The organism is Collinsella aerofaciens, assembly GCF_040910185.1.
GTDB classification, from domain to species: domain Bacteria; phylum Actinomycetota; class Coriobacteriia; order Coriobacteriales; family Coriobacteriaceae; genus Collinsella; species Collinsella aerofaciens_BF.
In genome coordinates this window covers 122,086-136,370 of sequence record NZ_JBDGBA010000001.1, presented here as the reverse complement: position 1 = coordinate 136,370, position 14,285 = coordinate 122,086, and the positions used below count along the sequence as shown (strand labels likewise).

The window sequence follows — 14,285 nt, the reverse complement described above, 5'->3', positions numbered from 1 at the left end:
TCTTTTGGGCATACAATGGCTATTGGCTTGCTGCGGTGAAGGCTCGTCCGCTCCGCAGCTTTTTTCTACGGTTAAAGGAGTATGTATGTCCGTTGAGGTCATGAGGTCTGTGATCGATGCAGCCGAGGGCCGCGTGCCCGTCGACACGCTGTTTACCAATGCTCAGATTGTCGACGTGTACGGCCAGCGTGTGGCGCCCGGTAGCGTTGCCGTCAAGGACGGCGTGATTGTCGGCGTGCTCTACGACGGTCGCGACGATGCCGCCGGCACCTACGAGGCGGCCGAGGTTATCGACTGCCAGGGCCGCTATGTCGCCCCCGGCTTTATCGACGGACACCTGCATATCGAGTCTTCGAACATCCGCCCCGCCGAGTATGCGCGCATGGCCGCGACGCGTGGCACCACCACTGCCATTGCCGATAGCCACGAGATCGCTAACGTCTCTGGCTTGGACGGCCTGCGCTTTATGATCGAGGATGGTCGTCGCGCCCCCATTTCCATCAAGTACATGATGCCCTCGTGCGTGCCCGCGCTGCCCGATGAGCAGGCCGGTGCCGTCATTACCGCCGAGGATATGCAGGCGTTTTTTGCCGAGCATCCGGGCGATGTCTTTGGCTTGGGCGAGATGATGAACCTGCCGGGCGTCTTTATGGCCGACCCCGAGACTTGCGCTCGTATCGACGCCGCTAACCAGACGCCGTCCAAGCAGGTCGACGGCCATGCGCCGCTCGTTGCGGGCAAGGACCTCAATGCCTATGCCGCAGCGGGCATTATCGCCGACCACGAGTCGACGATTCCCGAGGAGGCGCTCGACAAGCTGTCCCGCGGCATGTATGTGATGCTGCGCGAGGGCACGTGCAGCCACGACCTGGCCAATCTGTCGCCGATGCTGCTGGAAAACCCCGCCCGCGCCCGTCGATGCTGCTTTGCGACTGACGACCGCGCTCCGTCCGATGCGCTTTCGACCGGCATGATCGACAATGCCTGTCGCGTGGCTATCGAGGCCGGTATCGACCCCGTGGTCGCCATCTCCATGGCGTCCCTGTCCACGGCCGAGGCGTTTGGCCTGGACCACGGTTGCCGCGATCCGCACGAGCTGCGTGGCGCCATCGCCCCGGGCAAGCGTGCTGACCTGCTGGTGCTCAACGACCTGACGTTTGCCACGGCCCCGCATCGCGTGTATGCCGCTGGCGCGCTCGTGGCACAGGACGGCGCCTTTGTGGGCAAGGTTGCACCCGAAAGCGCCGAGGTCGCAGCGCTTGCCGACGAGCTGCGCGCTTCCGTTAAGCTGCCGAAGCTTTCGCTCGACGTGTTCGACTATGCCTTCAAGCCCGGCGAGGCCGTGATCGACGTGGTGCCGGGCAAGGCCATCACGGGCATGGCTCGCCCCGAGAGCGCCGAGGGCCTGCGCCGCATCATGCTGATCGAGCGTCATGGCCGCGGCGTATCGCTGCAGGCCGAGGGCGCCGATGGCGACGGTCCCGCTGGTCTGGGGCTCGTTGTCAAGCACATCGGCCGCGGCTGGGTGCGCGGCTTTACCATCACCGGCGGTGCCATCGCCTCCACGATCGGTCACGACTCGCACAACGTGTGCGTGGTGGGCGACAACGCGGCCGATATGATGGCTGCTGTTGAGGCCGTGGGCCAGGGCGGTCATGTGCTGGTGCGCAACGGCGAAGTCGTGGCGCGCATTCCGCTGGCGCTCGGTGGCCTGATGAGCGAGGGTACGGCCGAGGATGTCGCGGCACAGCACGACGACTTTATGGTCAAGGCGCGCGCCATGGGCATTGAGCCGCCGCTCGATCCCATCATGGGCATCATCTTCCTGCCCCTTCCGGTGATCCCGACGCTCCGCATCCGCCCCGAGGGCATGTTCGACGTCACCACCTTCACCTACGCCGACTAGTCGTCGGGGACGTACTTAAACGACTAGTCGTCGGGGACACTCTTTGACAAGTTCCTCGGCGCTGCAAGTGTGCGCGGCATCGAGGGGGGGAATGTGATGCGTCCGCCAGGCCCTTGTAATGGTTTTGACTGAGCGGTCTGCACGAGCTCCTTTTGGGTACGGTGGAGTTGGATTTATGTCTGATTCCATCAAGCCCGAAAGGAGCTTTTCTATGATTAAACTGATCGCATCCGATATGGACGGCACGCTGCTCGATGAGAATAGCCAGGTGCCACCTGAGACTTACGAACTTATTGAGGCCCTGCGTGAGCGCGGCGTGCATTTTGCCGCGTCGTCGGGTCGCCGCTATGACCGTCTGTGCGAGTTCTTTGCGCCCGTGGTCGACAAAATGGACTTTGTCGCGGCGAATGGTGCGCAGGTCTATGCAGACGGTGTCGAGGTCGACCGCGAGGTCTATTCGCATCTCGCCATCCGTAAGCTCGCACGCACGGTCGAAATGTTTCCCAACATGCATCTGGCGCTTTTCGATCGCACCAAGTCCTTCTTGCTCGACGACGAGGGCAAGTTTGTCCGCGAGATCGACAAGGATCTGCCCAATGCCGAACGCATTTGGGGTTTGCCCGATTCACATGTGAATATCATCAAGGCATCGATTATCTGCGATGACGGCAATGTGATGGACAACGCCTACGTGCTGCAGCGCGAGCTGGGCGACCTGTTCTCCTTTGCGCCTTCGGGCAACGCGTGGATCGATGCCATGCAGCCCGGCGTGTCGAAGGCGTCGGGAATCGAGCAGCTCATGGAGCACTATGGCATCGAGCGCGACGAGGTCATGGCGTTTGGTGACTCGATGAACGACTACGAGATCATTCGCTTTGTCGGCACGGGCTGCGCGATGGAAAACGCGCGTCCTGCACTCAAGGCGGTTGCCGACCGCGTCGTGGGATGCAACCGCGATCACGCCGTCCAGCAAGAACTCCGCCACGTGCTGGAGAGCCTCGCCTAATCCGGCAGTTAGGGACGTTCCCTTTCTGCCGGCAGAGGGGGACACTCCTTGCGGTTTTCCGGGGGGTAGCTAATTTGGGACGGGGCTATTTTAGCTACCCTGTCGGGTTGCTGCTGCTAGGCGAGAGCGGCCATGATGGTTCGGGCTACGCCGTCGTGGTCGTTGTCGAACTCGGTGATGGCGCCGGCGGCCTCGCGGTCCTCGGGCTCGCCGTTGATCATGGCCATGCCGTGGCCTGCTGCCTGCAGCATAGGGATGTCGTTGATGTTGTCGCCAAAGGCCCAGGCATCGGCAAGGGGCTCGCTCAGATGCTCGCACAGCCACGTGAGGGCCGTTCCCTTGGTGGCGCCCGCGCCCATAACCTCGATGTTCATTTCGTATGAACGTGTGACTTCGATCCCGTCGAGCGTATCGAGCGCTGCGGCTATAGCGTCGCGATCGGCGGAATCGTGCCAGTACATGGCGATGCGCTCGAGCGTCTCGGCCTCGTCGATCTTGCTATCGACGTCTACGTCGATGGGCGTGCGCGTGCGCCTGAGCGATCCGGCAATATGCGGGTCGCCGCCGCAGAACTCGTCCAGGCGCTCGTAGAGCGAGCGGGGGAGAAAGCACTGGCCGTCGGCGAAAATGTCGAAGGTGACGTCGTGGTCGGCGGCAATGCCGTGGATACGGTGGGCAATGCCACGGTCGAGCGGACGGCTCAGAATGCACGTGGCGCGCGAGGCATCGGTGGGCGCATCCTCGTCGAGCTGCCAGACGCTGGCGCCGTTGGCACAGACTGCGTAATGCACGGCGGGGTGGGCGAGGATGGGCTCAAAGACGCCCGACAGCGGACGGCCCGTGCAAGGCACAAACTCAATGCCGCGACGTGCGAGCTTGTCGAGCATCGCCCAAGTGGCGTCGCTCATCTGCTTGTCGCTCGTCAGCAGCGTTCCATCCATATCGGAAAACACAATCATCTGATGTGGTCCTTTCCAAGAGACATAAAGAGACATAAAAAGCGTGGCCGAGGGCTTGGATGCCCTGGCCACGCTCAAGATCTATAGTGGTCCGCGTCCTAGCGGTCGGCGAGCGGCTTGTACTCCAGCGGCTCGATCACCGGGCGATAAGCCGGGCGGATGATGCGGTGCGCGCAGAAGAGCTCTTCCATGCGGTGCGCCGACCAGCCCGCCATGCGCGCGACGGCGAACAGCGGCGTAAAGAGTGTCTCGGGTACGCCGAGCATCTTGTAGATAAAGCCCGTGTACAGGTCGATGTTGGCGCAGATGGGCTTGGTCATGCCGTGGTCGCGCATTACCTGCGGGGCCAGGCGCTCGATGCGCTCGATGAGTGCGAATTCCTCGCCCAGATCCTTTTTGGCCGCCAGCGAGCGCGCGTAATGACGGCAGACCTCGGCGCGCGGGTCACTCAGCGTGTAGACAGCGTGGCCCATGCCGTAGATGAGACCCGTGCCGTCGAAGGCCTGCTTATCGAGGATCTTGCCCAGGTACGCTGCGACCTCGTCCTCGTTTTCCCAGTTGGAAACATGCGCGCGAATGTCCTCGTGCATGGACACGACCTTGGCATTTGCACCGCCGTGGCGCGGGCCCTTGAGCGAGCCGATGGCCGCGGCGTAGGCGGAGTACGGGTCGGTGGCCGAAGAGGACAGTACGCGGCAGGCGAAGGTGGAGTTGTTGCCGCCGCCGTGCTCGGCATGCAGCATGAGCATCACGTCGAGCAGCATGGCTTCATCGTGAGTGAACGCCATGCCGCCGCGGAGGACCTGCAGGATGGTCTCGGCGGTGGAAAGGCCGGGCGTCGGGTGCGGCACGTGCACCTCTGAGCCGCGACGCTTGGCGACCGAGGCCATGTGTGCGAAGGCGGCGATGCGCGGGAGACGTGCGAGCATGGAAATGGCGACGTCGATTTCGTGCTCGGGCGTGATCACGTCGGGTTCGGCGTCGAAGGCGTAGAGCAGCAACACGGCGCGCTGAAGCACATTCATAATGCTCGACGACACCGTGGTCATGGGGAACTCTTTGACGTACTCATCGCTCAGGTGCCTAAAGGCGCCCAGGCGTCCGCAAAAGCCGTCAAGTTCCTCCTTGTTGGGCAGCGAACCCGTGATAAGCAGATAGGCGACTTCCTCGTAGCCGTAGCGATTCTCGGCCTGGGCATTGTTGACCAGATCCTCGATGCTGTAGCCGCGAAGCGTGAGCTTGCCCTGGTCGGGCACGACCTTTCCGTCGACCTTGTTGTAGCCGTGCACATCCGAGATGCGAGTGAGGCCCGCGACCACGCCCGAGCCGTCGGCATTGCGCAGGCCGCGCTTGACATTGTGCTCAACAAACAGGCCCTCGTCATAAGGGTCGGTCGGCAGGCCGTGGTAGAGGTTTTCGCTCTCAGGCGAAATCTGGCGGCTTGCTTCGTAATCCAGAACCAGGCGGCTCAAGTGGTCATCGAAGCGGTAATAGATTTTCTTGGCGTCGTAAGCCATGCGCGCTCCTCTCTATGCCGCGTCGGGACGGCGCGCTTGGGCGCAGACGCGCCAGCCTGTCCCCGGGCGACCTGTTCTCTACAGGCGGTACATAAAGTTAAAGACATCCTCGCGCTGGATGGACACGTTGACGCCCGAAAGCTCGCCGGCCTCGGCCAGCGCCTTCTGCAGCTCGGCGAAGTCGAGCTTGGACTCGGCGGTATCGGCCAGCATGGTCATGGTGAAGATGTCCTCGATAATGGACTGCGTGATGTCGCGGATGTCGACGTTGGCCTCGCCTAGGACACGGGTGACGCCGGCGACGATGCCGGGGCGGTTCTTGCCAAGGACGGTGATGACGATACGGGAGGACGAGATCTCGGCCATGGGAAACCCTTTCGCGTGATTGCGGCGCGCGCGGGGCGCTCCGCTACGGTACAGTGTTCATCATTGTACCTGTCTGGCGCAAAAAAGGCGCGCTCGCTGCGGCGTTACATGCCTGCAACATGAGCGTAAGGGGGAAGGCCGTACGGGGAAGAGCCGTCTGGCGCGTGTCCGGCTCGTGTTGGGTTGATTTCCGATCTCAGCCGAACACATTGAGCGGACAGGCCGTTCCCGCAGTCAGCCGAACGCCTCCGACGGCTGATTCCGAACTGGAAGCGGAGGGCATCCCCGCCCTTCGGTAGGGGATACCGCTCCGCGGCGCATGCCGCGGGCGGCGCCCCTATCGGACCACCGTGACCTCAGTTGGGGTGGGCCCAGCACTGCCGCGTACTCGGTGAGCTAGAGCCAACTGTTCGTCTTCACGTCGCGTATGGCGATATTTCGGTCGTCCGGCTCGGTGATGCCGTAGCCGAACGCCTGGAGCGTCTCGATGGACTCCTGGATCCTCTGTTGGAACATGGGACCCGGATCGACCCTCGGCCCGAGGTGCCCGCGCCAAAGGCACGGCGTGGCGCGCAGCATGTTATGGATTTTGGAGATGGGCTCGATGTCGGCGTAGACGTTGAGCGTCGCCATGGCGTCCTTGTGGCCGAGGATCGATTGGAGCGCCTTGATATCGCCGCCTTGGCGGATCCACTGCGTTGCGAACGTGTGGCGAAGGCCGTGGAACGTGATCAGCTCGTCGTTGGTGCCCATGAGGCCGTTGGTCTCCGAGAACGTCTTGAACGCCCTGCGGATATAGCTTGTCGTCGCGAAGGTCGCGCCCGGCTCCGACAGGATGTAGCAGTCCCCGATCTCGACCGCCCCGGTAAGGCCGCGCAAGCGCAGCTTTCCGCAGTCGATCTCGTGGGTCTCCTTCAGGAAGGGGAGTAGGCCGACCGGGTCGATGGGGATACCCCTGGCGTCATGGGTCTTGGTGTCCTTGATAAACGAACCCATTCCCTTCGCGTACGCCACCGAGTGTCTGATCGAGATCAGGCCCGTCTCGAAATCCACATCGCACCACCGAAGGCCGCAGACCTCGCCGATTCGCATCCCCGTGTGCAGGGCGAGTACGACCGCCCTCTAATCCTCGGCGGACCAATCGAGTCCGAACTCCTTTCGGGCATCCTCTTCGCTCATGACTTCGAGAAGGTCTCCGGGTTGGCAACGAAGGGCGAGGCATAGCTGCTCGAGTGTGTTGAAGCGAATGCCGCGAATATGCCCTTTTTTAATACGGGACAGGTTCACGGGCGTGGTCCCAATCCTTTCGGCAAGTTCGTTCGAGGAAATCTTTCGCTCGGCCATGATCTTGTCGAGGCGAACAATTACGGGCATGGCGTTTCCTTACGCAATCTCGTCGGAGTCGAGGTACAGCTCTCGGGCGTACAAGAAGAGCTGGGAAAGCATGAACAGGACGATGCCGAGAACCAGAGAGGTCCAATCGAATGATGAAGCGATCTCTTGGGCGCCGACGGCCCCCTCGCCGCCAAACATCGAAACGGAGGTTTTGAGTGAGCCGGCGTAGAGGCTGGTGGCAGCTTGAACAACGAAGAGAATGCCGAGCACCTTCAAGCATGTCGCAGACCCTTTCTTGAAGGGGTCTCCGCTCTTGATCGTCCACACGAGAACGGCGCTGAGGATGGTCGTAGCGATACCGATGACGGCAGGGACCAATGTCGAGATCGCAAGGGCTGGATACGCGGGGGAGTCTGCAATTACAGGGTTGTCGAGCACTTCGATTGCTGGCTTTAAGGAGAACGCCACTTGTGCGATGGCGGTGGCGCAAAGGGTCGCAGAGGCTATCGCACATGCGATGCGGAAGGAATGAAGCCGGGGAGTGCGATTGTCGGAACTCATAATAACCTCCGAAGAATTTAAAAAACTCAGGTTACTTTTTAACAGTTTATGTTAAATTGACTTTGCGGGCAAGTAATAAGGGCCGAGCATTTTGTTCGGCCCCTCTGTTCCGACTGGATGAGGTTAAGGTTGGCGATGAATATGCTCAAAATCTCGAAGGCGATCTTTAGGTCGCTTCTCTCCTCCAGGTCGCTCTGTGTTGTCGTTGTTGCGTTGATGGTTCTTTGTGCTCTGCCCGTCTTCAGGAGCGCGGCTGGCATCGACGGACGGGTCGAATACCTCGAGTCGGGAATAACCCGTGTTGAGCAGGAATTGTCAGCATCCTATGCGGATGCGCTTGTGAATGCGGGGGAGGACGGTGTCTATACCTCTTCATCAAGCATGCCCGCGCTTCTGTACCCTCTTGCCGCGGGACGTCTTATCTTGGCACCGCTCTCTCCCCTACTTCCGTTTCTGCAGATATCGGATGGAGAGTACACCTATTATGACGGATCGAAGGAGTACTTGCTATGGGTCGCAACGGCCGTTGCCGTCTCGTTCCTTGCCGCGCGTCTTAACAAACGTGAAAAGCTCATCATCCAGGCACCGATGGGCGAGCTGGGTAGACTTGTTGCATCGAGCGTATGGGCGAGTGTTTTTGCAATGCTTGCCGTCCTCGCCATCAATCTTCCAGGGATAATCGCCGCGCTTGTGAAGAATGGCCCGGGCTCGCCGTTCTATCCGATAGGCTACATTCAATATGCGACTCCGGTTATCAAACCGGCTTGGCTGGTGTTCGCGCAGACGGCCATCTTGCAATTCTTGGTGGCAGCGTTCATCTCGCTTGTCGTTCACCTTGCCGTGAAGATTGCCAATAACCCTACGCTTGGAATCGTGTTCGTATGTGCCCTGATGGGGGTGACGATGGTTCCCGGGTATTACGGAAGATCCATCGCTTTACGTGAGTTCGCCCTGTTGAATCCCCTTACGTATGCGAACACTGAGTTGACCGTCGGCGTCTATAGCCCGTACCCGACAACGCAGATAGTGAATCTGCCTGGACTTTGCTTCGAGCGTGGCGCGATTGCCCTCGTATGCGCAATCGGGATCGAGGTGCTGGCAATTAGCCTGCTTTGCGTTGCTGGAAAGAGCGGCTGCGCGTGCCCGATATCCCCGATTTGTCTTGAGAGAGGTTCCTTCACTGCATCGAGAACGGCAACTCGTTCGAGCGCTTGTGCCTCCGCCGTTGCATACGTAAGAACGATGGGGAAACTGCTCCTGCGTTCTCCTACCCTCGCCGTATGCGCGATTGCAATGTCGACGACGATGCTGGCCCCGGCTCTGGTCGAGATGTTTCCTGACGCTGATAACGTTTCCGCTGTTCGGTATAGGGATGGGGAGCTCCGTTCAATAGATCGGTATCTAGAGCAGAACGCTGCGAATATGGACGTCGAGGGCAAAGCGGCCCTGGAAGACATGCGGGATGCTCTTTCGGGTTTCGTGTACGCGCCTATGCCTGCGGAGGGGTTTCGAAGCCTTGCGACGTACGAGCGCGCTCGAGGTGAGCTGGGCGCGGCAGATGCGACTCTCCTGCAATCGATCGGAATCGAGCCGGAGACTCCTTCTCGTGCGGAGGCGCGCGCCCTTCTGCTTGAGTCGATCGCGAGCTTGCCGGACCCCAAGGTTTACGAGTTAAGTACGAAGATGCCCCCATTAATCCTCCTTTCGTATCTCCAGGCAGCGCTTCCCTCCTTATTTTTGCTGTTGCCCGTGGTTGTCACATCGCTCGCGTGCACCCACCTGCAGTGTCGTTCCCTTCTGGTTCTCCAGATCCCCGCAACAGCGCATGTGCGTTTTCTGACGGCTGTTGCGCTGGCTCTCCTGCTTGGCTTGGTGCTGCTTTTGGTGTCGATGGTTCCCGCTGTCGTTGTGTCCGTGATTAAGAACGGTGCGGGTGGATCGGAGTATCCCGTCGCTCTCATTCGGGCGGGAGCTTCGACAACGTCCACGGTGGGGGAGGCGGTGTTGTGCAGTATTCCGTTGCTGGTCATGGCATACGGCGTGATTTCCGTCGTCGCTGCGTTGACAGCGGCGATTAGCCGCAACCCCGTTGTCACCGGAATGGTTTGCGCGGTTCTCTTGGTGTTGGGTTCGTTGAGCGCTCATGTTGAAAGCGTGGGCATGGGCGTCGCGCTGCTGGCTCCATTCGCCTCGTTTGATTCCGCTTCCCAGGTGGGGACGATTGGGTTCCTTGGGCGAGGGACGAACGCGATGCCTTTTGGAGAGGTCGTCGGCGCATCGGGCGCTCTGCTGGTGGTCTTGGGCGCCGTATCTCCGTTGATGGTGCGCCTGAGTGTTCCAAAGATCGAAAGGGGATGATCTCGATGATTGACCTTCAAACGCTGACGATCTCTTATGGAAAGAAGGTGCTCGTAGATTCGGTGAACGCTGAGTTTGCCCCGGGTACGGTCTACGGTCTCGTCGCTCCGAACGGGCATGGAAAGACGACGTTGCTGCGTGCGATGGCAGGTTTGCCGGGTCCTCGCGTGGACGGGAGCATCGTTCTGGATGAGGTGCAGGGTACGGGTGCGAGAGAGGTCCGTTCTATGATCTTCTATGCACCTGGTGAGGGGACGCTGCTGTATCCCGGATTGCGTGCGGAAGATCACCTCAAGATGGTTTGCGATATGTGGCCGCATGCTCGCGATATCGAAGAGATAGTGGAACAAACGCAGATAGGCGAGTTCGCGAAGATGAGGATCCGCACTCTGAGCCAGGGCATGAAGCAGCAGCTTACCCTGGCGATTGCGTATGCGACGGGCGCGCGGTACCTTCTATTAGATGAGCCCATGAACGCGCTCGACCCCAGCAGGGTGGACTTGCATTCCGAGATTCTCAGGAAGCTGGCCGATTCTGGTACGTGCATCATCATGTCATCCCACATCTTGGATTCGGTCGATAGGCTGTGCGATGAGATTCTGTTTTTGAAGGATGGGAGGCTCATTAGAAGCATTCCGCAAGATGATGCTGCGCCGAAGTCTCCTGGATCCCATTTCGCAAAGCCTGCCGGACGCGCCGAGGGTGCGCTAAGCACGTATCGGCGACTCTACGAAAAGGGCTGGTAGAAATGCAAGTTAAAAATCTATGTGGCCAATGTGATACCGTTGAACCCGCATATCGATACCGCTCAGCCATTCGCCTCGCCCCCGTCGCACGCATCTTCATTCGGTCTGTCATTATTAATCTAACGATGCTTTGAGAAATGTAGGTGCTTCCAAATGTACTGTCGACTTCTTCTCAAACTAATCCTAAGAGACAAGGCCGTATGGATTTGTACGCTCGTTCTCGCTGCAGCCTTTTCCGTCCCCATTGCGTTCAATTCACCCATCTACGGGCCCTTCTTTATGAAGCAGGGCATGCAGGGCTTTGTCGACGCATTCAATACGCGCGCGCCCCAGGCCAGCGGCACAGACCTATCGCCAGAGCAGCAAGATGACGCTGAGCTTGCAAGATACGCGAACGCCGCCCTCGCCGCTCAAACCGACGCCGCCTTTCTCGACTCTGCCGAGAGCTACTACGCGCTCATGGGCGAAGGCTTCCAATCCGGGTCCATCGTGGGAGACCGAGAGACCAATGACGCAGCGCTCGCATATTGCCGTGCCCTGAGCAGCTCCGGCATCACGGATATCCCGGCCTCCGCAAACGACCTGCCATTCCTCTCCTTCCTGCCCTACGCCATTGCCCAGGCGCCGTCCTTCCTTCCCTTCATCCCCTTCCTTCTCTCGTCGATACTCGTGCTCGGCGCCACAAGGCCTGCGACCCTGGCGGCGAAGGCGCCCGTGCCCAAATTCCGGCGCCTTATCCAGATCGTGTTTTCGATAATCGTCGCGGGGACCGCGATGCTCCTCGCCGGCCTCGCACCCGGGGGCATTTACGCCTTGGCCCTAAACGGCTTCGGGCAAATTGGGTACCCGATCGCCTTCTTCCGTGACGGCGCGCTTGCCACCACGACCGCGGGAGACGTCTTCACTGCCCTGCTTCTCGCGCTGCTCGCGGGCGGAACCTTGATATCCGTTTGCTCCGCCGTCCTATCGACCGCAACGAGGCGCGTCCTCGCGGGCCCCCTTGCCTCCGCGCTGCTTGTCGCGGCCCCGGCATTCCCGTTGCTGTCCGATTCGGCGCTGGGGCATAACGCCGCGCTCGGGCTCCTGCCGCTGGCCGTGTTCTCGCCTATCGAGGCAACGGGTTACGTAGGATGCTTTCCGACAGAATTCATTGGCTCCGGTTCAGGCAGCGCATCGATGCTTGCCGTGGCCCTGGCATACGTCGCGGTCTTTTTTGCGGTCGGCGCCGTTGCGACACGTTCCCCCAAACAGCCTGGACCCGCGAAAAAGCACCATGGGCTCGAGCTTCTGGACGCGAGCGTGGGATACGGAAGCACGACGATACTTTCAATCGGGTCGCTTTTCCTGAGCCCGGGAACGGCGGCGGGCCTCGTTGCTCCCAACGGCTCGGGGAAAACCACCCTTCTTGAAGCGCTGTCGGGCCAATTTCCCACCCGCATCCGCTCGGGAAGCCTGGCGGCAGACGGAATCTGCCAACGTCGATCAGCCGAATTCGCAGAACTCGTCTACCTGAGCTCTTCGGGCGGCACGGATCTCTATCCCACGCTATCGGCCATCGAGCACCTTGCTTTCGTTAGGGAGGCGTGGAAATCGGCCGCCGACATCGACTCGCTCTGCGACTCCCTCGGAATCTCCCCATATCTCGACAAGCCGACCCGTAAACTCTCGACAGGAATGAAGCAGCAGGTAAAGCTTGCCATGGCGATATCGACCGATTGCCCGTACCTCATCCTCGATGAACCGCTGAACGGCCTCGATCCGGGAAAGCGGAAAACCTCCTGCGACGCGATGCGCAGCGAGGTGGCGCGGGGACGAAGCGTGCTCATCTCAAGCCATCTGCTCGACGACCTGGCAGACCTCACCAACTCGTTCTACTTCATCGAGGCCGGCACGCTCGTGGAAAAGATCAAGTCGTCCTCGCAGACGCTCAAGCAGGAATACCTCGATACATACGAGCGAGGTGAATGACATGAAACTATTTGAACAGCTGAAGTCCAATGCGTCGCGCATGGCTGTCTACGCCATCCTCGTGGCAACGGCTTTATGCGGAATCGCGGCACCCGTCTATGCGCTCAACGGGGAGAAAGGCGATGTCGAACCCGCGTACATGGCTTCGACGGTTAAGGACCGGTACAAAGCCTTCTCTGGAGACACGTTTTACGTAGCAGAGTACGACACGACCTACCGTCAGCTTCGCTACAACAAGGGCTACGACTATCTAGGCGCAGAGGCAATCAGCTATACGTCGGGTTGGTACCGCTCCAACTATGGACACATAACCCAGTTCAAGTGTAACTACCGTGTGTACAACTAAAGCAACCGGCCGGGACGAGGGGTGACGCAAAAGCGTCGCCCCTCGTTTTTAACCATGTCAACTGAACCTAGTTCAGTTTGGTTGATTTCCGATCTCAGCCGAACACATTGAGCGGAAAGGCCGTTCCCGCAGTCAGTCGAACGTCCCCGGGGCCCTTCTCAGGCCCCGGGGACGGCATTTTCCCAGTTGAAGGAACGGTGGAGATGTGTTTCGATGGGTCAGATTCGTGTCGTTCCGAAAAGACCGTGAACCTTTTGTGGGACACGCGGCGCCGTGGTACCATAGCCGAGTTTGTTGTCTTGGTCGGAAACCAAGACGCCTTATGCGCTGATCGGTAACCAGCGCCTGACCAATAAGGAGTCCTACCATGAAGCAGGGTATCCATCCCCAGTATGTCGAGTGCACGGTGACGTGCTCCTGCGGCAACACCTTCAAGACGCACGCTACCGTGTCCGAGATGAAGGTCGAGCTTTGCAACGAGTGCCACCCGTTCTACACCGGCCAGCAGAAGTTCGTCGACACCGGTGGACGCGTCCAGCGCTTCGCCGACAAGTTCGGTGGCGCCGCTGCCGCCCAGCTCAAGAAGGCTGAGGAGGCCAAGGCCGCCAAGGCCGCCAAGGCTGCTGAGGCCGAGGCCGCTCGCAAGGCCGCCGCTGAGGCTAAGGCTGCCGAGAAGGCTAAGCGTGCCGCTAAGTTCGCCGAGGAGGCTGCCAAGCAGGCCGCCGAGGCTCCCGCAGAGGCTCCCGTCGAGGAGGCCGCTGCCGAGGCCGAGACCACCGAGGCTGCTGAGTAAATAGCTCGCCGCGGAATCGCTCGCATTCATGGCATGAGGGCCGTGCATCCATTTGGGTGCACGGCCCTTTTCTTTTTGATTAGTGCAAACTAACCTGTCCCCATGGCACCACATGGCGGAGAGGCGGCGTTTGCCCAGATAAACCCTCCAAAATTAACCTGTTCCATTGTGGCAGGTTGGTCGTAGTTATTACGTGGCGGCCGAGGTCGACCGTATAGGCCGCGCCTTGTTTGGCTAAAGTACAATCATCTGTGTTTAACTCGCCCGCAGCTGCACGGCGTGGGCGATGGCCAAAAAGGAAAACCACATGGGATTCATGTCAAAGCTGCTGTCCTTTGGATCCGATAAGGACCTTAAGCGCTACTACAAGATCGTCGACCAGATCAACGGTCTTGAGCCCCAGTTTGAGAAGATGACCGAGGAG

The 14,285-nt window shown here is 60.1% G+C and carries 13 protein-coding genes; 7 read left to right on the top strand and 6 right to left on the bottom strand.

Going from position 1 to position 14,285, the window contains the following annotated elements; all coding sequences use genetic code 11:
* Window positions 1-85 precede the first annotated feature (85 nt).
* Together AB5Z54_RS00515 and AB5Z54_RS00510 are read left to right on the top strand one after the other, a co-directional pair.
* Window positions 86-1,906: an adenine deaminase gene (locus tag AB5Z54_RS00515; RefSeq protein WP_368159658.1), complete on the top strand. Its 1,821-nt coding sequence runs from the start codon at window positions 86-88 to the stop codon at window positions 1,904-1,906.
* Window positions 1,907-2,117: 211 nt separating this feature from the next.
* Window positions 2,118-2,912 carry a Cof-type HAD-IIB family hydrolase gene (locus AB5Z54_RS00510; protein WP_368159656.1) on the top strand — a complete coding sequence of 265 codons (795 nt, stop codon included), beginning with the start codon at window positions 2,118-2,120 and terminating at the stop codon, window positions 2,910-2,912.
* Window positions 2,913-3,028: 116 nt separating this feature from the next.
* Here the strand turns inward: AB5Z54_RS00510 and AB5Z54_RS00505 are convergent, their stop codons facing one another.
* The 6 genes from AB5Z54_RS00505 to AB5Z54_RS00480 all read right to left on the bottom strand — a co-directional run bounded on the left by AB5Z54_RS00505 (window position 3,029) and on the right by AB5Z54_RS00480 (window position 7,650).
* Window positions 3,029-3,871: a Cof-type HAD-IIB family hydrolase gene (locus AB5Z54_RS00505; RefSeq protein WP_368159655.1), complete on the bottom strand. Its 843-nt coding sequence runs from the start codon at window positions 3,869-3,871 to the stop codon at window positions 3,029-3,031.
* Between the two features lie 98 nt (window positions 3,872-3,969).
* Window positions 3,970-5,388, bottom strand: coding sequence for a citrate synthase (locus AB5Z54_RS00500; protein WP_368159652.1), 1,419 nt, complete (start codon window positions 5,386-5,388; stop codon window positions 3,970-3,972).
* Window positions 5,389-5,466: 78 nt separating this feature from the next.
* The gene (locus AB5Z54_RS00495) at window positions 5,467-5,754 is read right to left on the bottom strand and encodes an ACT domain-containing protein (protein ID WP_006235289.1); all 288 of its coding nucleotides are present in this window, start codon (window positions 5,752-5,754) and stop codon (window positions 5,467-5,469) included.
* 396 nt (window positions 5,755-6,150) lie between these two features.
* On the bottom strand, window positions 6,151-6,858 hold the full coding sequence (locus AB5Z54_RS00490; RefSeq protein ID WP_255360342.1) for a site-specific integrase: 708 nt from the start codon (window positions 6,856-6,858) through the stop codon (window positions 6,151-6,153).
* Window positions 6,859-6,876: 18 nt separating this feature from the next.
* Window positions 6,877-7,128: a helix-turn-helix domain-containing protein gene (locus tag AB5Z54_RS00485; protein WP_006235292.1), complete on the bottom strand. Its 252-nt coding sequence runs from the start codon at window positions 7,126-7,128 to the stop codon at window positions 6,877-6,879.
* Between the two features lie 9 nt (window positions 7,129-7,137).
* A complete protein-coding gene (locus tag AB5Z54_RS00480) occupies window positions 7,138-7,650 on the bottom strand; it encodes a DUF2975 domain-containing protein (protein ID WP_006235293.1) in 513 nt (170 codons plus the stop codon).
* Between the two features lie 135 nt (window positions 7,651-7,785).
* Between AB5Z54_RS00480 and AB5Z54_RS00475 the strand changes: the two genes are divergently transcribed.
* The 5 genes from AB5Z54_RS00475 to rpmE all read left to right on the top strand — a co-directional run bounded on the left by AB5Z54_RS00475 (window position 7,786) and on the right by rpmE (window position 13,861).
* Window positions 7,786-10,008, top strand: a complete 2,223-nt coding sequence (locus tag AB5Z54_RS00475) for a hypothetical protein (protein ID WP_368159650.1) — start codon at window positions 7,786-7,788, stop codon at window positions 10,006-10,008.
* Window positions 10,009-10,013: 5 nt separating this feature from the next.
* Window positions 10,014-10,754 (top strand): ABC transporter ATP-binding protein, encoded by a 741-nt coding sequence (locus AB5Z54_RS00470; protein WP_368159647.1) that lies wholly within the window; start codon window positions 10,014-10,016, stop codon window positions 10,752-10,754.
* A gap of 279 nt (window positions 10,755-11,033) precedes the next feature.
* Entirely contained in the window at window positions 11,034-12,722 is a 1,689-nt protein-coding gene (locus AB5Z54_RS00465) for an ABC transporter ATP-binding protein (RefSeq protein ID WP_368159644.1), read from the top strand.
* Window position 12,723: 1 nt separating this feature from the next.
* The gene (locus AB5Z54_RS00460; protein WP_006235302.1) at window positions 12,724-13,068 is read left to right on the top strand and encodes a hypothetical protein; all 345 of its coding nucleotides are present in this window, start codon (window positions 12,724-12,726) and stop codon (window positions 13,066-13,068) included.
* Window positions 13,069-13,435: 367 nt separating this feature from the next.
* Window positions 13,436-13,861 carry a 50S ribosomal protein L31 gene (gene rpmE, locus AB5Z54_RS00455; protein ID WP_006235303.1) on the top strand — a complete coding sequence of 142 codons (426 nt, stop codon included), beginning with the start codon at window positions 13,436-13,438 and terminating at the stop codon, window positions 13,859-13,861.
* Window positions 13,862-14,285: the final 424 nt, after the last annotated feature.